The organism is Streptomyces sp. WI03-4A (assembly GCF_033792105.1).
In the GTDB taxonomy this organism is placed as follows: domain Bacteria; phylum Actinomycetota; class Actinomycetes; order Streptomycetales; family Streptomycetaceae; genus Streptomyces; species Streptomyces collinus_A.
The window spans coordinates 104,171-125,814 of sequence record NZ_JARAUO010000023.1; the positions used below are offsets into that span (position 1 = coordinate 104,171).

The following is a 21,644-nucleotide window of genomic DNA, read 5'->3' on the forward strand; positions in this document are numbered from 1 at the left end:
GGGTTAATCGGTTGGGGTAACGCGGGTGGAGTGTCCGACGATAGGGGCGAAGGGCACACCGACCCGCCCCATCGCCGACTCCGAGAGACGTAGCGTGCTCATACGACTTCTGCGGACCTATCTCAGGCCCTACAGGAAACCCATAGCCTTCCTGGTGCTGCTGCAGTTCCTGCAGACCTGCGCCACCCTCTACCTGCCCACGCTCAACGCCGACATCATCGACAACGGTGTCGTGAAGGGGGACACGGACTACATCCTGTCCTTCGGCGCCCTCATGATCGGCATCTCGCTGGCCCAGGTCGTCTGCAACATGGGCGCCGTGTACTACGGCGCCCGCACCGCCGCCGCGCTCGGCCGGGACGTGCGCGGTGCCGTCTTCGACCGGGTGCAGTCCTTCTCCGCGCGTGAGGTGGGTCACTTCGGGGCCCCGTCGCTCATCACCCGTACGACCAACGACGTGCAGCAGGTCCAGATGCTGGCCCTGATGACGTTCACCCTGATGGTCTCGGCGCCCATCATGTGCGTCGGCGGGATCGTGCTGGCGCTCGGCCTGGACGTGCCGCTGTCCGCGGTGCTCGTGGCCGTGGTGCCGGTGCTCGGCATCTCCGTGACCCTGATCGTGCGCCGGCTGCGGCCGCTGTTCCGGTCCATGCAGGTCCGCCTGGACACGGTGAACCGGGTGCTGCGCGAGCAGATCACCGGCAACCGGGTGATCCGCGCCTTCATCCGGGACGAGTACGAGAAGGGCCGGTTCGGGAAGGCGAACGGCGAGCTGACCGACATGCAGCTCGCCACCGGCCGGATGCTCGCGCTGATGTTCCCGATCGTCATGACGGTGGTGAACGTGTCGTCGATCGCGGTGGTCTGGTTCGGCGCCCACCGGATCGACAGCGGCGGGATGGCGATCGGCGACCTGACCGCGTTCCTGGCCTATCTGATGCAGATTGTCATGTCTGTGATGATGGCCACATTCATGTTCATGATGGTGCCGCGCGCGGAGGTCTGCGCGGAGCGCGTCGAGGAGATCCTGGGCACCGACTCCAGCGTGGTGCCGCCGCTCGCGCCGGTGACCGAGCTGCGCCGGCACGGGCACCTGGAGATCCGGGGCGCGGGCTTCCGCTATCCGGGTGCCGAGGAGCCGGTGCTGAGGTCGATCGCCCTGGTGGCCCGGCCGGGCGAGACGACCGCCGTCATCGGCTCGACCGGCAGCGGCAAGTCCACGCTGCTGGGGCTGGTCCCCCGGCTCTTCGACGCCACCGAGGGCGAGGTGCTGGTGGACGGCGTGGACGTCCAGCAGGTCGAGCCGAAGCTCCTGGCGAAGACGGTCGGCCTGGTGCCGCAGAAGCCGTACCTGTTCGCGGGTACGGTCGCCACCAACCTGCGCTACGGCAATCCGGACGCCACCGACGAGGACCTGTGGCACGCGCTGGAGGTCGCGCAGGCCAAGGACTTCGTGACGAAGCTGGAAGGCGGCCTGGACGCGCCGATCGCCCAGGGCGGCACCAACGTCTCGGGCGGTCAGCGCCAGCGGCTCGCCATCGCCCGCACGCTGGTGCAGCGCCCGGAGATCTACCTGTTCGACGACTCCTTCTCCGCGCTCGACTACGCCACCGACGCCGCCCTGCGCGCCGCGCTGGCCCGGGAGACCGCCGAGGCGACCGTCGTCATCGTCGCCCAGCGGGTGGCGACCATCCGGGACGCGGACCGCATCGTCGTGCTCGACGAGGGCCGGGTGGTCGGCACCGGCCGGCACCACGAGCTGATGGCGGGCAACGAGACCTACCGGGAGATCGTGCTCTCCCAGCTCACGGAAGCGGAGGCTGCCTGATGGCCGGGCCCATGGGACGCATGATGGCGGGCGGTCCCGACCAGCGCTCGATGGACTTCAAGGGGTCGGGCAAACGGCTCGTCGCCCAGTTCAGGCCCGAACGGGTCACCATCTACGCCCTGCTGGCGTGCGTGGTGATCAGCGTGGGTCTCAGCGTGATCGGCCCCAAGATCCTGGGGCGGGCCACCGACCTGGTGTTCGCCGGCATCATCGGCCGCCGGATGCCCGCCGGGGCCACCAAGGAGCAGGTGCTCCAGTCGATGCGCGACCACGGCCAGGGCCAGATCGCGGACATGCTCAAGAGCACCGACTTCACCCCCGGCCAGGGCATCGACTTCACGGCCGTCGGCCATGTGCTGCTGCTCGCGCTCGGCACGTTCCTGGTCGCCGGTCTGCTGATGGCGGTCGCCACCCGGCTGGTGAACCGGGCGGTGAACCGCACGATGTACCGGCTGCGCGAGTCCGTGCAGACGAAGCTGTCGCGGCTGCCGCTGTCGTACTTCGACAAGCGCCAGCGCGGTGAGGTGCTGTCCCGCGCCACCAACGACATCGACAACATCGGGCAGACGCTCCAGCAGTCGATGGGGCAGCTCATCAACTCGCTGCTGACCATCATCGGCGTGCTCGTGATGATGTTCTGGGTCTCCTGGATCCTGGCGCTGGTCGCACTGGTGACCGTGCCGCTGTCGTTCGTGGTCGCCACCCGGGTGGGCAAGCGGTCGCAGCCGCACTTCGTGCAGCAGTGGCGCTCCACGGGCAAGCTGAACGCGCACGTCGAGGAGATGTACACCGGACACACCCTGGTGAAGGTGTTCGGGCGGCAGGAGGAGTCGGCGAAGCAGTTCGCCGAGCAGAACGAGGCCCTGTACGAGGCCTCCTTCCGGGCGCAGTTCAACAGCGGGGTCATGCAGCCGCTGATGATGTTCGTGTCGAACCTGAACTACGTGCTGGTGGCGGTCGTCGGTGGCCTCAGGGTCGCGTCGGGCGCGCTGTCCATCGGCGACGTGCAGGCCTTCATCCAGTACTCGCGGCAGTTCTCGATGCCGCTGACGCAGGTCGCGTCGATGGCGAACCTGGTGCAGTCGGGTGTCGCCTCGGCCGAGCGGATCTTCGAACTCCTGGACGCGGAGGAGCAGGAGGCGGACCCGGTGCCGGGCGAGCGGCCGGCCGAGCTGCGCGGCCGGGTGCGCCTGGAGCGCGTGTCGTTCCGCTACGAGCCCGAGAAGCCGCTGATCGAGGACCTGTCGCTGACCGTGGAGCCGGGGCAGACGGTGGCGATCGTCGGACCGACCGGTGCGGGCAAGACCACGCTGGTCAACCTGCTGATGCGGTTCTACGACGTCTCCGGCGGGAGCATCCTGCTGGACGGAGTGGACATCCGCCGGATGTCCCGGGACGACCTGCGCTCCGGGATCGGCATGGTGCTCCAGGACACCTGGCTGTTCGGCGGCACCATCGCGGAGAACATCGCCTACGGCGCCTCGCGCGAGGTCACCCCGGGCGAGATCGAGGAGGCGGCGCGGGCCGCCCACGCGGACCGGTTCATCCGCACCCTTCCCGACGGCTACGACACCGTGATCGACGACGAGGGCACGGGCGTCAGCGCCGGTGAGAAGCAGCTCATCACCATCGCGCGGGCGTTCCTGTCCGACCCGACGATCCTGGTGCTGGACGAGGCGACCAGTTCCGTGGACACCCGGACCGAGGTGCTGATCCAGAAGGCGATGGCCAAACTCGCCGACGGGCGGACCTCGTTCGTCATCGCGCACCGTCTGTCGACGATCCGGGACGCCGACACCATCCTGGTGATGGAGAACGGTTCCATCGTCGAACAGGGTGCGCACACCGAGCTGCTGGAGGCCGGCGGGGCGTACGCGCGGCTGTACAAGGCCCAGTTCGCGCAGGCGGTCGCCGAGGTCGACTGACCGGGTCGGCCGGGCCGGCGGGACGGACACGGGGGCCGCTCACCGAGGTGGGCGGCCCCCCGTGCGTCCGGGCTCAGTCGAGGTAGCCCCGGAGCTGGTCCGCGAAGGCGTGGTCCCGGAGCTTGTTGAGGGTCTTGGACTCGATCTGTCGTATCCGCTCCCGGGTCACGCCGAACAGCCGGCCGATCTCCTCCAGGGTGCGCGGGCGGCCGTCGGCCAGGCCGTAGCGGAGCTGGACGACCTTGCGCTCGCGTTCGCCGAGGGTGGAGAGGACCGCCTCAAGATGCTCCCTGAGCAGCAGGAACGCGGCCGACTCCACGGGGGACGCGGCGTCGCCGTCCTCGATGAGGTCGCCGAGGGCGACGTCGTCCTCCTCGCCGACCGGGGCGTGCAGGGACACCGGTTCCTGGGCGAGCCGCAGCACCTCACCGACCCGCTCGGGCGGCAGTTCGAGGTGGGCGGCGACCTCCTCGGGCGTCGGCTCGTAGCCGCGTTCCTGGAGCATGCGGCGCTGGACGCGGATGACCCGGTTGATCAGCTCCACGACGTGCACGGGGACGCGGATGGTGCGGGCCTGGTCGGCCAGCGCGCGGGACATGGCCTGCCGGATCCACCAGGTGGCGTAGGTGGAGAACTTGTAGCCGCGGGCGTAGTCGAACTTCTCGACGGCCCGGATGAGCCCGAGGTTGCCCTCCTGGACCAGGTCGAGCATGGTCAGCCCGCGACCGACGTAGCGCTTGGCGACGGAGACCACGAGCCGCAGGTTGGCCTCGATGAGACGGCGCTTGGCCATCCGGCCCATGACGACGAGCCGGTCCAGGTCGTGCGCGAGCCGGCTGTCCAGGTCGGGGGTGCTGCCGAGCTTCTCCTCGGCGAACAGCCCGGCCTCGACCCGGCGGGCGAGCTCGACCTCCTCGGCCGCGGTGAGCAGCGGGATGCGGCCGATCTCGCGCAGGTACTGGCGGAACAGGTCGGCGGAGGGGCCGCCGGTCTCGGCGCGGGCGGCGAGCGGTGCCCCGGCGCGCTCGGCGGAGTCGTCGAGTTCCCCGGGGCCCTCGGGTTCCTCGCTCTCCGCGGCTTCGGCGGCTTCTTCCGTGAGCGCTTCGGCGGGCGGCTCCGCCGGTTCGGCGGGCACCCCCTCCGGGTGCTGGGGGGCTCGGCCCTGGGGCGGCACGGCCACGAGAACGTCCGGCTCCGCGTCCGACTCGTCCGCGGCGGTGCTGGTGGCGCTGGTACTGCCGTCGGTCTGGGTGAGGGTCTGGGTCTGCACGGGGGCGACCTCCAGGATGATCGCTGCTCAGCAGTCCGGCAGCGGCACTTCGGGAGCGGAGGACTCGGGCACCGCACCCAGTGTGGAGTACGACACATCCCCGCCACGAGGGGCGTGCGGTGACTTTTTGCGTCCGGTCCGTGACCCACTGGTGATCGTGGCGGGCAGGACCGGGCGCCCGGAGCGCTAGAGCGCCTCCGCTCCCCGCTCCCGAAGGGCCTGGTCGTACTGCTGGAGGACCCACATCTCGTTCTGCACGGCGGCCAGCTCGGCGGGGTCGCCGCCGGTGGACAGCCGGGTCAGCTGGGACTGGATGTCGCGGACACGTCGCTCCACGGCGCGGCGGCGGATCTGCACCAGGACCGTGCCCGCGTACGTCTCGTCCACGGTGCGGCGCAGAATCGGTTCGACGGCCAGTTCGGTGACCATCGCGCGGACGGCGTCGTCGGGCGCGGCCTCGCGGACCCGGACCAGGTACTCCTGCGCGTCCTGGACGCCGTACTCGGCGCCGCCCGCTTCGGCGATCGCCCGGTGCACGGCCGTGTAGGGCGGGGCGGTGAACTCGTCGGCGCCGTACGCGTCGAAGGCCGGGGAGACGAGTTCGGGCCGCTGGAGGGCGAGCTTCAAGAGTTCGCGTTCGGCGGCGTGCACGGGGTTGCGCAGGGTGAGGGCCGGCCCGGACGGGGCCGCGGCGCGGGGGCCGGTCTCCCACTGCTGCTGGGGGGCGCGGGACTGCTGCTGCGGGCCGCCCCGGCCGCCGCCGCGCTCGCGGGCCCAGCGGGCCAGCTGGGCGACCCGCTTGACCACGAACTGGGTGTCGAGGATGCCGAGCATGCCGGCGAGTTCGACGGCGACCTCGTGCTGGGCGCCGCTGTTCTTGATGCGGGCGACGATCGGGGCGGCCTCGTCCAGGGCGGCGGCGCGGCCGGCCGGGGTGTTCAGGTCGTAGCGGGCCACGATCTGGCGGAGCGCGAACTCGAAGAGCGGGGTGCGTGGTTCGGCCAGGTCGGCGACCGCGTCATCGCCCTTGGCCAGGCGCAGCTCGCAGGGGTCCATGCCGTCGGGCGCGATGGCGATGTAGGTCTCGGCGGCGAACTTCTGGTCGTCCTCGAAGGCGCGCAGCGCGGCCTTCTGGCCGGCCGCGTCGCCGTCGAAGGTGAAGATCACGCGCGCCGAGCCGTTGTCCATGAGCAGGCGGCGCAGGATCTTGATGTGGTCGCCGCCGAAGGCCGTACCGCAGGTGGCGATGGCGGTGGTGACACCGGCCAGGTGGCAGGCCATGACGTCGGTGTAGCCCTCGACGACGACGGCCCGGCTGGACTTGGCGATGTGCTGCTTGGCGAGGTCGATGCCGTACAGCACCTGGGACTTCTTGTAGATCGCCGTGTCGGGCGTGTTCAGGTACTTCGGGCCGTTGTCCGCCTCGTAGAGCTTGCGGGCGCCGAAGCCGACGACGTCCCCGCCGATGTCGCGGATCGGCCACATCAGCCGGCCCCGGAAGCGGTCGATGGGACCGCGCCGGCCCTCCTGCGACAGCCCGGAGAGGATCAGCTCCTTGTCCGTGAAGCCCTTGCCGCGCAGGTAGCGGGTGAGGTGGTCCCAGCCCTGGGGGCTGTAGCCGACGCCGAAGTGGACGGCGGCGGCCTGGTCGAAGCCGCGCTCGGCGAGGAAGACCCGGCCGGTCTCGGCCTCGGGGCCGGTGGCGAGCTGCTCGGCGTACCACTGGGCAGCGATCTTGTGGGCCTCGACCAGGCGGATGCGCTCGCCGCGCTGGTGGGCGGGGTTGTAGCCGCCCTCCTCGTAGCGCAGCGTGATGCCGGCCTGGGCGGCGAGCCGCTCGACCGCCTCCGAGAAGGAGAGGTGGTCCACCTTCATGACGAAGGTGAGGGTGTCGCCGCCCTCCTGGCAGCCGAAGCAGTGGAAGAGTCCCTTGCTCGGGCTGACCTGGAAGGACGGCGACTTCTCGTCGTGGAACGGGCACAGGCCCTTGAGGTTGCCGCCGCCCGCGTTGCGCAGCTGGAGGTACTCGGAGACCACGGCGTCGATCGGGACCGCGTCCCGTACCGCCTTCACGTCCTCGTCGTTGATCCGTCCTGCCACGGGTGAATTCTACGGGGGCGGTCGGACAGTGCCGGTCCCCATGGGGCTCAGGAGGCGAGACCGTCGAGCGGTACGTGCGGGTCGGCGAGGGCTTCGGTGTCCACCGCGGCCCGGGAACGGACGAGCCGCTGGATGGGCTCTGTGACATCCCACACGTTCACGTTCATCCCGGCCAGGACCCTGCCCTCGCGGACCCAGAACGCGATGAACTCCCGCTTGCCCGCGTCGCCGCGGATCACCACCTCGTCGTACGACCCCGGCGGCGCCCAGCCGCTGTACTCCATGCCCAGGTCGTACTGGTCGGTGAAGAAGTACGGCACGCGGTCGTAGGTGACGTCCTGGCCGAGCATCGCGCGGGCCGCGGCCGGGCCGCCGTTCAGGGCGTTGGCCCAGTGCTCGACCCGGATGCGGGTGTCGAAGAGGGGGTGGGGGAACGCGGCGACGTCACCGGCCGCGTGGATGTCAGGGTCGGAGGTGCGCAGCCGCTCGTCCACCAGGACCCCGCCGCCGTGCGCCCGGTCGGCCAGCTCCAGGCCGGCCGCCTCGGCGAGCGCGGTGCGCGGGGCCGCGCCGATCGCGGCTAGGACGGCGTGCGCCGGGTGCTCCTCGCCGTCGTCGGTGCGGGCGGCGAGGACCACGCCGTCCTGGCCGACGATCTCGGTGAGCCGCACCCCGAAGTGGAAGCGGACGCCGTGGGCGCGGTGCAGTTCCGCGAAGACGTTGCCCAGCTCGGGGCCGAGGACGCCGTGCAGCGGGGTCTGCGCCGGTTCGATCACGGTGACCTCGGCGCCGTACTCGCGGGCCGCCGCCGCGACCTCCAGGCCGATCCAGCCGGCGCCCGCGATCACGAGGTGCCCGTTGTCCCGGCCGAGCGAGGTGAGGACGCCCTTGAGCCGCTCGGCGTGGGCGAGGCGGCGCAGGTGGTGGACGCCCGCCAGGTCCGTGCCCGGGATGTCGAGGCGGCGGGGCTCGGCGCCGGTGGCGAGCAGCAGCTTGTCGTAGTGGACGAGGGTGCCGGCGTCGCCGAGGCGCACGGTCCTCGCGGTGCGGTCGATCCGGTCGACGGTCTGGCCGAGGTGCAGCTCGACGTCGTTCTGCGCGTACCAGGCGGGCTCGTGCACGAAGACGCTGTCCCGCTCCTCCTTGCCGAGCAGGTAGCCCTTGGACAGCGGCGGCCGCTCGTAGGGGTGGTCGCGCTCGTCGCAGATCAGTATCACCCGGCCGGTGAAGCCCTCCGCCCGGAGCGTCTCGGCCGCCTTGGCGCCGGCGAGACCGCCTCCGACGATGACGAATGTCTGATCCGCGTCGACCACTTGATGCCTCCTCGTAAGGGTGCCGCCACATGCGAGCGTCCCGCACCCGGCGTGCTGCGGGAAGGGGGAGTGACCCGATCAGGCCACCCTCGGTCACTTTCCTTTCGGATATGCCCCGCCTCGGACATGCCCTGCCTCGGACATGGACCGTCTCAGATACGCCCCGTCAGTCTCGCGTGCAGCGAGCGGGCGGAGGCGTCGGTGAGCGAGGCGATCTGGTCGACGATCACCCGCTTGCGCGCGTGGTCGTCGGACGCCTGGTCGAACAGGGCCCGGAACTGCGGGTCGAGGCCGTCCGGGGCGCGGGCGGTGAGCGCCTCGGCCAGCTCGGCGACGACGACCCGCTGGTCGGCGCGCAGCCGCTCCTGCTCGGCGCGCTGCATGACGTACCGGTCGGCGACCGCCTTGAGCACGGCGCACTCCATGCGGGCCTCGCGGGGGACGACGAGTTCGGCGTCGTACCGGGTGAGCCTGCTGCCGCCGTAGGCGGCGCGGGTCGCCACCTCGGCGGCCAGGCAGAACCGGCCGATGAGCTGGCTGGTGGCGTCCTTGAGGCGGGCCTGGGCGGCCGCGGAGCCGTCGTAGCCGTGCGGCCACCACTCCTGGTCCTGGAGGCGGTCGAGGGCCGCGGCGAGTTCCGCCGGGTCGGTGCCGACGGGCACGTACCGGCCGACGGCCACGGCGAACACCGCCTGCCGTTCGGGCTCGGCGTGCAGGCAGGTGGGGTCGATGTGACCGGCGTGCAGGCCGTCCTCGACGTCGTGCACCGAGTAGGCCACGTCGTCGGACCAGTCCATGACCTGGGCCTCGAAGCAGGTACGGGTGCCGGGGGCGGTGCTGCGGACCCAGTCGAAGACCGGGCGGTCGTCCTCGTAGACGCCGAACTTCCGGGAGGCCGGGTCGGTGGGATGGGCGCCGCGCGGCCAGGGGTACTTGGTGGCGGCGTCCAGGGCGGCGCGGGTGAGGTTGAGGCCGACGGAGCCCTCGGGGGTGAACCGCTTGGGCTCGATGCGGGTGAGCAGCCGGAGGGACTGGGCGTTGCCCTCGAAGCCGCCGCAGTCGTCGGCGAACTCGTTCAGCGCCTGTTCGCCGTTGTGGCCGAAGGGCGGGTGGCCGAGGTCGTGGGAGAGGCAGGCGGCTTCCACCAGGTCGGGGTCGCAGCCGAGGGCCGCGCCCAGCTCACGGCCGACCTGGGCGCACTCCAGGGAGTGGGTGAGGCGGGTGCGGGGGCTGGCGTCCCAGACCTGGCCGGCGGTGCCCGGCGTGACCACCTGGGTCTTGCCCGCCAGCCGGCGCAGCGCGGCGGAGTGCAGGACGCGGGCGCGGTCGCGCTGGAAGGCGGTGCGGCCTGGGCGCTTGTCGGGCTCGGGGGCCCAGCGTTCGAGGGACGCCGGGTCGTAGGTGTCGAGGAGTGCGATGCCTTCCATGATTCGACAGTAAGCGTCGGCGGTGACAATCGGGGGCTGCCGGGCGCCCGGGGTGCGCCGGGTCGTGCCGGGGCGGTCAGGCGGACGCCGGTTCGGCCCCGGTCATCGCCCGCGCCTGGTCGTAGCGGTGCAGGACCAGGCGGGCCATCGCCTCGTGGGCGCCCAGGGGCGCGGAGGCGATCCCGGGTGCCTGTGCCGCGCACTGCGTGGCGAAGCGGCCCGGTGCCGTGAAGCAGGACGCCACGGCCACGTCGTGGCGGCCCCGCGCGGCCAGCGCGCGCAGCGCCGTCGCCACCGTCGGGGTGGCCGCGGAGGCGTACGCGGGGACCACCGGGACGCCCAGGCGGGCGGCGAGCAGGCGGGCGGTGCGGCGGGTGTCGGCGGCCGAGTCGGGGTCGCGGGAGCCGGCCGCGGCGAGGACGACGGCGCTCGTGCCGCCGGCGGCGGTGTCCGGGCGCCAGCCGGCCTCCGTCAGCCGGGCGTGCAGGGTCTGCACGAGGAGCGGGTGGGGGCCGAGCGGGACGGCCACGCGCACCCGCGCCGACGCGGCCGCCGCCATCTCGGGGATGTCCCGCTTGACGTGGTAGCCGCGCCCGAGCAGCAGCGGGACGAGGACGGCCGGGGTGCCGCCGAGGGTCGCGAGGGTGTCCGGGAGCAGCGGCTCGTTCAGCTCGATGTGCCCCAGGCGGACGAGGAGTGAGGGGCGCAGCGCGCGCACCAGGTCCGCCAGGGCCCCTACGGTGTCGAGCGCGCGCGGATCGCGGCTGCCGTGGGCGACGAGCACGAGGGCGGGCGGGACGGCGGCAGGGGCTGCGGCCGGGGCCGTGCGGCGGCGGCCGTCGGGGTGGACCAGCCGGAGCCGGTCGGCGAGCTGACTGCTGATGCTGTGCATGAGGTGCGCCGTGCTGTCGAGGTGGCGGGCGGGCTCGTCGCGGAGGGGGTTCGACGCCGTCATGGGAAGATCCTGGCGGTGGGAGGTTGCGCGGCCGTTGCCGGGCCGTCACGACTGTTTTCCGTGGCTTCACCTCGCACGGATGCGCGATGTGAGCTGAACCGGACCGGCCCCGTTCGCGTCCTCCATGGTCGGGACCGATGGCCGGGCCCGAGGGGGCGGGACCGCCCGCCGGGACCGCCCGCCGGGGACCGCCGGCCGCACCGATCCGTGGGGGACCGCATGAAGATCCGTCGACCACGGCTGCCGCGCACCCGCAGGGGCCGGCGGCTGCTGGTGCAGGCCGTGATGGCCGCGTGCGTGCTGGCGCTGCTGCCGGCCACCTGGCTGTACGTGTCCACGGCGGACCGGCTGCGGACGACGGCGGACGCACCGCGCACGGAGGTCGCCGTGGTGTTCGGGGCCGGGCTGTGGGACGGGGAGCCGTCACCGTACCTCGCGCACCGGCTGGACGCGGCGGCCCGGCTGTACCGGGCGGGCCGGATCGAGGTCGTGCTGGTCACCGGCGACAACAGCCGCGAGGACTACGACGAGCCGGACGCCATGCGCGCCTACCTCGCGAAGCACGGGGTGCCGGCCCGGCGGATCGTCAGCGACTACGCCGGTTTCGACACCTGGGACTCCTGTGTCCGGGCCAAGAAGATCTTCGGGGTGGACCGGGCGGTGCTGATCAGCCAGGACTTCCACATCCGGCGGGCGGTGGCGCTGTGCGAGGCGGCCGGGGTGGAGTCGTACGGGATCGGCGTGGCCGCCAAGCACGACACGACCTGGTACTACGGCGGGACGCGCGAGGTGTTCGCGGCGGGCAAGGCGGCGCTGGACGCGGTGTTCCGCCCCGATCCGCAGTTCCTCGGCCGCAAGGAGCACGGGGTGGCGCGGGCGCTCGCGGCGGAACGCTGAGCCGGGACCGCTCGGCGGGCGGTCCGGCAGGCGGTGGCGGTCGCCTGCCGCGGGCCCTTCGGCAGGCCGAGGCCGTCGCCTCACGGCGGGTGCGCTGGCGCGGGGAGGCCGTCGCCTCACGGCGGGTGCGCTGGCGCGGGGAGGCCGTCGCCTCACGGCGGGTGCGGTGGCGCGGGGAGGTCGTCGTCCCGGCCGTGTAACCGGGAGCGGGGCGGGCCGTAACACGCCCGAAGCACGCTGGTCCGCATGGACACCGCCGCGACGCCCACGCACTGCCCGTACTGCGCCCTGCAGTGCGGGATGAACGTCACCGCGCTGCCGCAGGGTGGCGTCGAGGTGACCGAGCGGCCGGACTTCCCGGTGAACCGGGGCGCGCTGTGCGGCAAGGGCCGTACGGCCGCCGAGGTGCTGTCCCCGGCGGTACGGCTGACCTCGCCGCTGGTGCGGTCCGGCGGCCGGCTGGTGCCCGCCTCCTGGGAGGAGGCGCTGGACCGGATCGCCGGGGCACTGGCGTCGGTCCGGGAGCGGCACGGAGCCGACGCGCTCGGCGTGTTCGGCGGGGGCGGGCTGACGAACGAGAAGGCGTACGCGCTGGGCAAGTTCGCTCGGGTGGTGCTGGGCACCTCGCAGATCGACTACAACGGCCGCTTCTGCATGTCGTCGGCGGCGGCCGCGGGCACGCGGGCGTTCGGGCTCGACCGGGGGCTGCCGTTCCCGCTGGAGGACGTCCCGCGGACCGGGTGCGTGATCCTGGTCGGCTCCAACCTCGCCGAGACCATGCCGCCGTCCCTGCGCTTCTTCAGCGAACTGCGTCAGAACGGCGGCACGTTGATCGTGGTGGACCCGCGCCGCACGCGGACCGCAGAGCAGGCCGACCTGCACCTGGCGCCCCGCCCGGGCACCGACCTGGCGCTCGCGCTGGGCCTGCTGCACCTGGTGGTGGCCGAGGGCCGTACGGACGAGGAGTTCATCCGCGAGCGCACGGTGGGCTGGCCGGAGGCCCGGGCCGCGGCCATGGGGCACTGGCCCGAGTACGTGGAGCGGATCACGGGGGTGTCCGTTCCACAACTGCGGGAGGCGGTGCGGCTGTTCTGCGAGCCGGAGTCGGCGATGGTGCTGACGGCGCGGGGACCGGAGCAGCAGTCCAAGGGGACGGACACGGTGGGCGCGTGGATCAACCTGTGCCTGGCGACCGGCCGCGCGGGCCGTCCGCTGTCCGGGTACGGCTGTCTGACCGGGCAGGGCAACGGTCAGGGCGGACGTGAACACGGCCAGAAGGCCGACCAGTTGCCCGGCTACCGCAAGCTGGACGACCCGGCGGCGCGACGACACGTGGCCGAGGTGTGGGGCGTGGACCCCGACGCGCTGCCGGGGCCGGGACGCAGCGCGTACGAACTGCTGGACGCGCTGGGCGGGGACGTCCGCGCGCTGCTGCTGATGGGCTCCAACCCGGTGGTGTCGGCGCCGCACGCGGCACACGTCGAGGAGCGACTGCGCTCGCTGGACTTCCTGGCCGTGTGCGACGTGGTCCGCTCCGAGACGGCGGAGCTGGCGGACGTGGTGCTGCCGGTCACCCAGTGGGCCGAGGAGACGGGGACGACGACCAGCCTGGAGGGCAGGGTCCTGCTGCGCCGCCGGGCGGTCGCCGCGCCTCCGGGCGTCCGCAGCGACCTGGAGGTGCTGCACGCCCTGGCCGCCCGCCTCGGCGTGGAGAAGGGCTTCCCGGCCGACCCGGAGGAGGTCTTCGAGGAACTGCGCCGGGCGAGCGCGGGCGGCCCGGCGGACTACTCGGGCATCACCTATCGCCGGCTCGCCGAGGAGAACGGCCTGTTCTGGCCGTGCCCGGCACAGCCGGCGACGGAGGAGGTAAGCCCGTCGGGGGACGGAAGCCCGTCGGGGGACGGAAGCGCGTCGGGGGACGGCGGTCCCGCGCACGCCGAACCCGCCGCGCACCCCGGAACCCCCCGGCTCTTCCTCGACCGGTTCGCCACCGGGGACGGGCGGGCCCGGTTCGTCGCGGTGGCGCACCGGGCGGGCGCCGAGGAGCCGGACGCCGAGTACCCGCTGCTGCTGACGACCGGCCGGGTGGTCGCGCAGTACCAGTCGGGGGCGCAGACCCGGCGGGTGCCGGAGCTGAACGCGGCGGCGCCCGGACCGTTCGTCGAACTGCATCCGCGGCTCGCGGCCCGGCTCGGGGCGGCCGAGGGCGACCCGGTGGCCGTGGTGTCGCGGCGCGGGCGCGCCGTGGCCCCCGCCCGGATCACCTCCGGCATCCGGCCGGACACGGTGTTCATGCCTTTCCACTGGCCGGGCGAGGGCCGCGCCAACACCCTGACCAATCCGGCGCTCGACCCCGTCTCCCGCATGCCGGAGTTCAAGTCGTGCGCGGTGCGGGTGGAGGCGCTGGGCTCCCGCGAGCAAAGCGGGCGCGCGGCCGGGCCGGTCAGCGGCGGGTGAGCCAGTCGCCGTCCGTGAGGGCGGTGCCACGGTCGAGCAGGCCGGCGGCGACCCGGGGTGCCGCGAGGTACACCCAGGCCCGCACGGTGCCGCCGTCCGGTCGCCGCACGTCCCGGGCGACGCGCTCGTAGAGGTTGCCCGGGTCGCCCGGAACGTACTCCTCCAGCCGGTCGAGTTCGGCCAGCAGGCGGTCGTAGGTCTCCGGTAGCGCGGTCACCAGTTCGCCGTGCACCGGTCCCGCGCCGGGCCGCTCCACGGCGTAGGGGTAGCCGGGGCCGTCGTAGAGCGCCGCGCCCGGCAGGCGGGCCGGTTCCTCCGACTCCGTCCGTCCGCGCAGGAACAGGTCGTGGTTGGCCTCGCCGGGGCGCAGGGTGCCGTAGACGAAGAACGGCAGCGGGTGCCGCTGGTCCGAAGTGATCACGGAAACGATTCTGCATCCCCCCGCCCTCCCCACACATCTCCATGGAGGCGCTATGGACATGACATGTCATGGCCCCTTAAATCTCTGTCACGACCGCCGCGCCATCCCCCACGCCTCACAGGCGCCTCCCCAAGGAGACAGATGAGTCGGATACGCCAGCACGTCCGAGGATCCCGTCGTCTCGCCACCGCCGGCATCGCCGTCACCGCCGCGACCCTCGTGGCCACCGCCCTCTCCCCCGCCGCACAGGCCGACGCCCGGCCGACCCGGGCCACCGCCGTGCACAACGCCGCCTCGGCCCTCGTGGCGCACGCGGCGAGCCTGGGCCTGACCTCCGCGCAGGACACCAGCGTCCGCGACGTCGTCGTGGACCGGAACGGCACCCAGCACGTCCGGTACGACCGCACCTACCGCGGACTCCCGGTGCTCGGCGGCGACTTCGTGGTCCACCTGGCCCCGGACGGCGCCTACCGCAATGCCGACCGGGCCACCCGGAGCCTGCTGTCGCTGCCCTCGGTCACCCCCGAGGTCTCCGGCCCCAGAGCCGCCGGCCTCGCGGTGAACGCCCTGCGCGCCGCCAACCTCGGCGAGGCGCTGAAGCAGGTGAAGGCCAAGCCCGAACTGGTCGTCGACGCCCTGCACGGGGCGCCCAAGCTCGCCTGGCGGACGAACGCCGTCGGCCAGGACTCGCTCGGCAACCCGGTCGCCCGCACCGTGCTGACCGACGCCCGCACCGGCGCCCAGATCGACGCCTGGGACAGCATCGAGACCGCGGCCGGCGACGGCGCCTCCCTGTACAGCGGGACCGTCGCGCTGGAGACCACCCAGTCCGGGTCGTCGTACCAGCTCAAGGACCCGACCCGCGGCAACACCTACACCGGTGACGCCCAGGGCAAGACCGACCTGTGCTTCTTCGGCATCTGCTTCAGCCGCGCCCCCGCGACGCTGTTCACGGACGCCGACAACCACTGGGGCACCGGCGCCACTTCGGACCGCGCCTCGGCCGCCGTCGACGCCCAGTACGGCACCGACGAGACCTGGGACTACTACAAGAACGTCCACGGCCGCAACGGCATCGCTGGCGACGGAAAGGGCTCGTACAACCGCGTCCACTACGGCAGCAACTACAACAACGCCTTCTGGGACGACAGTTGCTTCTGCATGACGTACGGCGACGGTGACGGCACCACCTTCGGGCCGCTGGTCGCGCTGGACGTCGCCGGGCACGAGATGTCCCACGGGGTGACGTCGAAGACGGCCGCCCTGACCTACTCGGGCGAGTCCGGCGGCCTCAACGAGGCCACCTCCGACATCCTCGGCACCATGGTGGAGTGGTACGCCGGCAACTCCTCCGACCCCGGTGACTACCTCATCGGCGAGAAGATCGTGAAGCCGGGCTTCGGCAAGGCCGCCCTGCGCTTCATGGACAAGCCGTCCAAGGACGGCAACTCGGCCGACTACTGGAGCAGTTCGGTCGGCAACCTCGACGTCCACTACTCCTCGGGCGTCGCCAACCACTTCGCCTACCTGCTCGCCGAGGGCAGCGGCGCGAAGACCATCAACGGCGTCAGCTACGACTCGCCGACGTACAACGGCTCGTCGGTGACCGGCATCGGCCGGGACAAGGTCGGCAAGATCTGGTACCGGGCGCTGACGGTCTACATGACGTCCTCGACGAACTACAAGGCCGCCCGCACGGCCACCCTCAACGCGGCCAAGGACCTCTACGGCGCGGGGAGCACGGAGTACAACGCGGTGGCGGCCGCGTGGAGCGCGGTCAACGTCAACTGACCGGGTCCCGCATCGCAGGGGGCCGGTGCCCGTCCGGGCACCGGCCCTTCGCCGTGTCCGCTCCGCCGCACCCGCTCCCCCCTGCCCGCTCCCCCTGCCCGCTCCGCCGTGTCCGCTCCGCCCTGCCCGCTCCGCCGTGTCCGGGGTCGGCTGACGTGTCGTCACCCGTTCACCGGCGCCCGTCGCTCCATTCGTGTGTTCTTCGTACTTGTTATTCCGCACGCCTCCACCCACGCCGCTGACCTGCACGAACACTCCCTCGCCGGGCCTCGCGAGGGCCCCGGCGGCCACCCGTTCGGCACAGTCCCGACGAGATCTCGGCAAGCGGTCCGGGCCGAGTGCCACTTACCTCGGAAGGGCAGGGGCGCACCCCTGAACGAGTCGGACAAGCTCTGGGGAGCACCATGCGACGCACCGCCCGTCTGCTGACCGGTACCGCGCTCGCCGTGGCGACGGCGGGACTCGCCACGGCACCGGCCCACGCCGCCACGGCCGTCCGCACCGCGGTCCGCCCGCCGGGCGCCGCGGCCGGCGCCGCGACCGTGGCCCTGCTCGGTCCCGCGGGCATCGGCGGGCTCACCCTCCCGCTCCCGGCACGCCCCCTCGGCGCCCTCACCGACAGCCTTCAGGTGTACCCGTCGATGACCGCGCCGGGCAGCCAGGTCACCGTGAACACCGCGGCGTGCGGCGAGAAGGGCACGGCGCTCGGCGACGCGGGCGCGGTCGGCGCCGGGACGTTCACGCTGGCGCCCAGCACCCACGAGGGCGAGGCCATCGGCCAGTTCCGGGTGCCGCCGAGCGCGCAGCCCGGGACGTACGAGATCGTCGCGAAGTGCGCGGAGGGCACCCGGCAGGTCACCGGTGACCTGGTGGTGGCGCTGGCCGCGGCGCACGAGCAGGTGCAGCCGCGGGGAAGTGTGAAGACGGGGGTCGGTGGCGCACTCGGCAACGACCCCGTGCAGACCACGGCGGGTGTGGCGGCTCTGGCCGTCGCCGCCGCGGGCGGTACCTGGCTCCTGCATCGCCGGGCGAGAGGCGACGGGATCTGACGGACACCCTCCGCTGTCCGTCCGCCGGTACCGCAAGCCCCGCCCCCTCCGGGTCCGATGCCCCTCGCGGCCCGGAGGGGGCCGGGGCCCACCTCGGGGACCCCTGCCGGTCCCGCCTCGCAGGAGGTACGCCTCCGGGAGAGGGGTTCACATGCGCAGGATCGGGGACACCGCGATAGCCGCGGTCACCGTCGTCGCACTGGGCGCGGCGGTGTGGCTGCTCGGCGCCGCGAGCGGGACGCACGCGCCGCCGCAGCCGACGGCCGCCGAGGGCCGGCCCGACCCCGTGGAGGAACGGCTCACGGCCGCCGCGCTCGAACCGTCCCCGCCCACCCGCATCCGCATCCCCGCGATCCGCGTGAACGCCCCCCTGATGGGCCTGGCGCTCACCCCCTCGGGCAGCCTGGACGTGCCGCCCGCCGAGAAGAAGAACCTCGCCGGCTGGTACGAGGCCGGCACCACCCCCGGGGAGACGGGCACCGCCGTCGTCGCCGGCCACGTCGACAACACCGAGGGCCCCGCCGTCTTCTACGACCTCGGCGCCCTCAGGCGCGGCGCCGTCGTCGAGGTGGACCGCCAGGACGGCACCGTGGCCGTGTTCACCGTGGACGCGGTGGAGGTCTACTCCGCCCGCGCCTTCCCCGACGACAAGGTGTACGGCGCGGCCGCGCGCCCCGAACTGCGCGTCATCACCTGCGGCGGCGGCTACTCCAAGGCCACCGGCTACCAGGGCAACGTGGTGGTGTTCGCCCACCTGACCGGCAGCCGGGCCGCCGCCTCCTGACCGACGGGTCGCGTGACCGGCAGCCGAGTGACCGCCTCCTGATCCCAGCGGCACGACAGCCCCCTGACCCGCGTCCGGCGCGTGCGCGGGCCCCTCACACCTCCCGCGCGCCCCCGCTGAGGGCAGCGTTCCCGCCGGGAAACAGGAGCGATGCGGCCGGGTAACCTCGGGGCCGCACGCTGCCTGCATGACCTCGGAAACGCGTGTGGTGGTGATCGGCGCCGGCCTCGCGGGCGCCCGCCTCGCCCGCCGCCTCGGCGAGCTGGGCACGCCCGCGCTGCTCGTCGGTGACGAGGCGCACCCGCCCTACAACCGGGTGCTGCTCGCCGAGGTGCTGGCCGGCCGGTACGCGCCGGAGGTGATCGCCCTCCCCGCACCCGCCGGCCACGTCCGCGCCCGCGTCACGGGCATCGACCGCGCGGCCCGGCTGCTGCACCGCGCCGACGGCCCGCCGATCGGCTACGGCACCCTGGTGCTGGCCACCGGGTCCAACCCGGTGCTGCCACCGCTGCGCGGCCTGTTCACCCCCGACCACCGGCTCCCCGAGGGCGTCCACGCGTTCCGCACCATGGACGACTGCCTGGGACTGTCCGCAGCGGTGCGGCCGGGCGTGCGGGCGGTCGTCGTCGGCGGCGGCCTGCTCGGGGTCTCCGCGGCCCGCGCGCTGGCCGCGCGCGGCGCCCAGGTCGTCCTCGCCCAGCAGGCCGAGCGGCTCATGGAGCGCCAGCTCGACCCGCCCGCCTCCCACCTGGTGCTGCGGCATCTGAGGGAGCTCGGCGTCGAGGTGCACACCGAGTGCCGGGTGCGGGACGTGCGCACGGCCGGCGGCGCGGTCCGCTCGGTGGAGCTGGCCGACGGGTACGCGCTCGACGCCGACCTGGTGGTCCTGGCCTGCGGGGTGCGCCCGCGCACGGGCCTCGCCGAGCAGGCGGGCCTCGCCGTCCACAAGGGCGTCCTCGTCGACGACGAACTGCGCACCTCCGACCCGCGCGTGCACGCCGTCGGCGACTGCGCCCAGCACGACGGGACGCTCTACGGCCTGGCCGCCCCGGCCCTCGAACAGGCCGACGCACTGGCCCGGTTGCTCTCCGGTGACGCGGACGCCCGCTACACCGGCACCCGTTCCCTGACCCGGCTGACCCTCACCGGTCCCGGCTCCCCCCTCGACCTCGCCGCGTTCGGCGAGCCCGAGGGCCGCCCCGGCGACGACGTGGTGCAGCTCACCGACGCCACCCGGGGCACCTACCGCAAGGTCGTCGTCCGCGACGACCGCCTGGTCGGCGGGGTCCTAGTCGGCGAACTCGGCACCGTCGGCGCGCTCGCCCGCGCCTGGGAGGGAGCAGAGCCGCTCCCGGCGGACGGCCCCCTGCTCCACCTGCTCACCCATGATGGAGGCTCCTGAATGACCGCCACCCCGGGGGCCACCCCCACGATCGTGCTCGTCGGCCACGGCATGGTCGGCCAGCGTTTCCTCGAAGCGCTCGCCGAGCGCGGCCTGACCGCCACCCACCGGGTGGTCGTGCTGTGCGAGGAGCCGCGCCCCGCCTACGACCGCGTGCAGCTGACCTCGTACTTCTCGGGCCGGACGCCCGAGGACCTGTCGCTGACCGACGCCGGGTTCCTTGCGGACCACGGCATCGAACTGCACCTCGGCGACCCGGCGGAGCACGTCGACCGCGCGGCGCGCAAGGTGACCGCCCGCTCCGGTCTGGTGATCGACTACGACGTGCTCGTCCTGGCCACCGGCTCCTACCCGTTCGTGCCGCCCGTGCCGAACAAGGACGCCACCGGCTGCTTCGTCTACCGCACCATCGAGGACCTGCTCGCCATCGAGGAGTACGCCAGGGCCCGCGCCACCACCGGCGCGGTGGTCGGCGGCGGCCTGCTCGGCCTGGAGGCGGCCGGCGCGCTCAAGGGGCTCGGACTCGCCGCCCACATCGTGGAGTTCGCCTCGCGCCTGATGCCGGTGCAGGTGGACGACGGCGGTGGCGCGGCGCTGCTGCGCACCATCCGGGACATGGGCCTGACGGTCCACACCGGCGTCGGCACCCAGGAGATCGTGACGGACGCCGCCGGTGCCGTCACCGGCATGAAGCTGTCCGACGGCTCCGAACTCGCCACCGACATGGTGGTGTTCAGCGCCGGTGTCCGCCCCCGCGACCAGCTCGCCCGCGACTGCGGCCTCGCCGTCGGCGAGCGCGGCGGCATCACCGTCGACGAGCAGTGCCGTACGGCCACGGACCCGCACGTGTTCGCGATCGGCGAGTGCGCGCTGGCCGCGGACGGCCGGGTGTACGGCCTGGTGGCCCCCGGCTACGAGCAGGCCGAGACGGCCGCCGCGACCATCGCCGCCGACGAGGCGTCCTTCACCGGCGCCGACCTCTCCACCAAGCTGAAGCTGCTCGGCGTGGACGTGGCGTCCTTCGGCGACGCGCACGGCACCGCCGAGGGCTGCCTGGACGTCGTCTACTCCGACTCCCGCGCGGGCCTGTACAAGAAGCTGGTCATCGGCGGCGACGGCACGCTGCTCGGCGGCATCCTGGTCGGCGACGCGGAGGCGTACGGCACCCTGCGCGCGCTGACCGGCTCGGTGCCCCCGGTCTCCCCCGAGTCCCTCGTCCTGCCCGCCGGAGCGGACTCGGGGGTCCCACTCGGCCCGACCGCGCTGCCGGACGAGGCGATCATCTGCTCCTGCCACAACGTCAGCAAGGGCACCATCCGCGGCGCGGTCACCGAGCACGCGTGCACCACCGTGCCCGAGGTGAAGAAGTGCACCAGGGCGGGCACCGGGTGCGGAAGCTGCGTCAAGGTACTCGGACAGCTCGTGGACGCGGAGCTGGAGGCGAGCGGCGTCGAGGTCGACAAGGGCCTGTGCGGCTGCTTCGGCCAGACCCGCGAGGAGCTGTACGAGATCGTCCGCGCCCTGCGCCTCACGTCGTACCGCGAGCTGCTGGACCGGTTCGGCCGCGAGGACGCCCGGGGCGGCGACGGCTGCGAGGTCTGCAAACCGGCCGTCGGCTCCATCATCGCCTCCCTCGCCCCGGCGATCGGCGCGAGCGGCTACGTCCTGGACGGTGAGCAGGCGGCCCTCCAGGACACCAACGACCACTTCCTGGCCAACCTGCAGCGCAACGGCTCGTACTCGGTCGTGCCGCGCATCCCGGGCGGGGAGATCGCGCCCGAGAAGCTGATCGTGATCGGGGAGATCGCCCGCGACTTCGGCCTCTACACGAAGATCACCGGCGGCCAGCGGATCGACATGTTCGGCGCGCGGGTCGAGCAACTGCCCCTGATCTGGGCGCGGCTGGTGGACGCCGGCTTCGAGTCCGGGCACGCCTACGGCAAGTCGCTGCGCACGGTGAAGTCCTGCGTGGGCTCCACCTGGTGCCGGTACGGCGTGCAGGACTCGGTCCGCATGGCGATCGAC

At 73.2% G+C, this 21,644-nt stretch carries 15 protein-coding genes; 9 read left to right on the forward strand and 6 right to left on the reverse strand.

Annotation, left to right across the window (positions count from 1 at the left end):
* Positions 1–94: 94 nt before the first annotated feature.
* Together PV343_RS23105 and PV343_RS23110 are read left to right on the forward strand one after the other, a co-directional pair.
* Positions 95–1,828 (forward strand): ABC transporter ATP-binding protein, encoded by a 1,734-nt coding sequence (locus tag PV343_RS23105; RefSeq protein WP_319148857.1) that lies wholly within the window; start codon positions 95–97, stop codon positions 1,826–1,828.
* Entirely contained in the window at positions 1,828–3,753 is a 1,926-nt protein-coding gene (locus tag PV343_RS23110; RefSeq protein WP_319148858.1) for an ABC transporter ATP-binding protein, read from the forward strand. Before PV343_RS23105 ends, PV343_RS23110 begins: the two co-directional genes overlap by 1 nt.
* 73 nt (positions 3,754–3,826) lie before the next feature.
* Here PV343_RS23110 and PV343_RS23115 read toward each other — a convergent pair whose 3' ends face one another.
* The 5 genes from PV343_RS23115 to PV343_RS23135 all read right to left on the reverse strand — a co-directional run bounded on the left by PV343_RS23115 (position 3,827) and on the right by PV343_RS23135 (position 10,818).
* On the reverse strand, positions 3,827–5,044 hold the full coding sequence (locus PV343_RS23115) for an RNA polymerase sigma factor (protein ID WP_319148874.1): 1,218 nt from the start codon (positions 5,042–5,044) through the stop codon (positions 3,827–3,829).
* Positions 5,045–5,209: 165 nt separating this feature from the next.
* On the reverse strand, positions 5,210–7,123 hold the full coding sequence (dnaG, locus tag PV343_RS23120) for a DNA primase (RefSeq protein WP_319148859.1): 1,914 nt from the start codon (positions 7,121–7,123) through the stop codon (positions 5,210–5,212).
* A gap of 47 nt (positions 7,124–7,170) precedes the next feature.
* Positions 7,171–8,436, reverse strand: coding sequence for an NAD(P)/FAD-dependent oxidoreductase (locus tag PV343_RS23125; protein ID WP_319148860.1), 1,266 nt, complete (start codon positions 8,434–8,436; stop codon positions 7,171–7,173).
* Positions 8,437–8,588: 152 nt separating this feature from the next.
* On the reverse strand, positions 8,589–9,863 hold the full coding sequence (locus PV343_RS23130) for a deoxyguanosinetriphosphate triphosphohydrolase (RefSeq protein ID WP_319148861.1): 1,275 nt from the start codon (positions 9,861–9,863) through the stop codon (positions 8,589–8,591).
* Positions 9,864–9,939: 76 nt separating this feature from the next.
* Entirely contained in the window at positions 9,940–10,818 is an 879-nt protein-coding gene (locus PV343_RS23135) for a sirohydrochlorin chelatase (protein WP_319148862.1), read from the reverse strand.
* Between the two features lie 219 nt (positions 10,819–11,037).
* On the opposite strand from PV343_RS23135, the gene PV343_RS23140 reads away from it, so the two are divergent.
* Entirely contained in the window at positions 11,038–11,715 is a 678-nt protein-coding gene (locus PV343_RS23140; RefSeq protein ID WP_319148863.1) for a vancomycin high temperature exclusion protein, read from the forward strand.
* Positions 11,716–11,961: 246 nt separating this feature from the next.
* Positions 11,962–14,172: a molybdopterin oxidoreductase family protein gene (locus PV343_RS23145; RefSeq protein ID WP_319148864.1), complete on the forward strand. Its 2,211-nt coding sequence runs from the start codon at positions 11,962–11,964 to the stop codon at positions 14,170–14,172.
* Here the strand turns inward: PV343_RS23145 and PV343_RS23150 are convergent.
* Complete coding sequence (locus tag PV343_RS23150) at positions 14,159–14,593, reverse strand: gamma-glutamylcyclotransferase family protein (RefSeq protein ID WP_319148865.1); 435 nt, start codon at positions 14,591–14,593, stop codon at positions 14,159–14,161. The genes PV343_RS23145 and PV343_RS23150 overlap by 14 nt on opposite strands.
* A 141-nt stretch (positions 14,594–14,734) precedes the next feature.
* Between PV343_RS23150 and PV343_RS23155 the strand changes: the two genes are divergently transcribed.
* The 5 genes from PV343_RS23155 to nirB form a co-directional block, all read left to right on the forward strand.
* Entirely contained in the window at positions 14,735–16,384 is a 1,650-nt protein-coding gene (locus tag PV343_RS23155) for a M4 family metallopeptidase (RefSeq protein WP_319148866.1), read from the forward strand.
* 404 nt (positions 16,385–16,788) lie between these two features.
* Entirely contained in the window at positions 16,789–17,433 is a 645-nt protein-coding gene (locus tag PV343_RS23160; RefSeq protein ID WP_319148867.1) for a hypothetical protein, read from the forward strand.
* 151 nt (positions 17,434–17,584) lie between these two features.
* Positions 17,585–18,217, forward strand: coding sequence for a class F sortase (locus tag PV343_RS23165; protein ID WP_319148868.1), 633 nt, complete (start codon positions 17,585–17,587; stop codon positions 18,215–18,217).
* A 187-nt stretch (positions 18,218–18,404) separates the two neighbouring features.
* Positions 18,405–19,619 carry an NAD(P)/FAD-dependent oxidoreductase gene (locus PV343_RS23170; RefSeq protein ID WP_319148869.1) on the forward strand — a complete coding sequence of 405 codons (1,215 nt, stop codon included), beginning with the start codon at positions 18,405–18,407 and terminating at the stop codon, positions 19,617–19,619.
* On the forward strand, positions 19,620–21,644 hold a 2,025-nt coding region (nirB, locus tag PV343_RS23175), incomplete at its 3' end, for a nitrite reductase large subunit NirB (protein WP_319148870.1).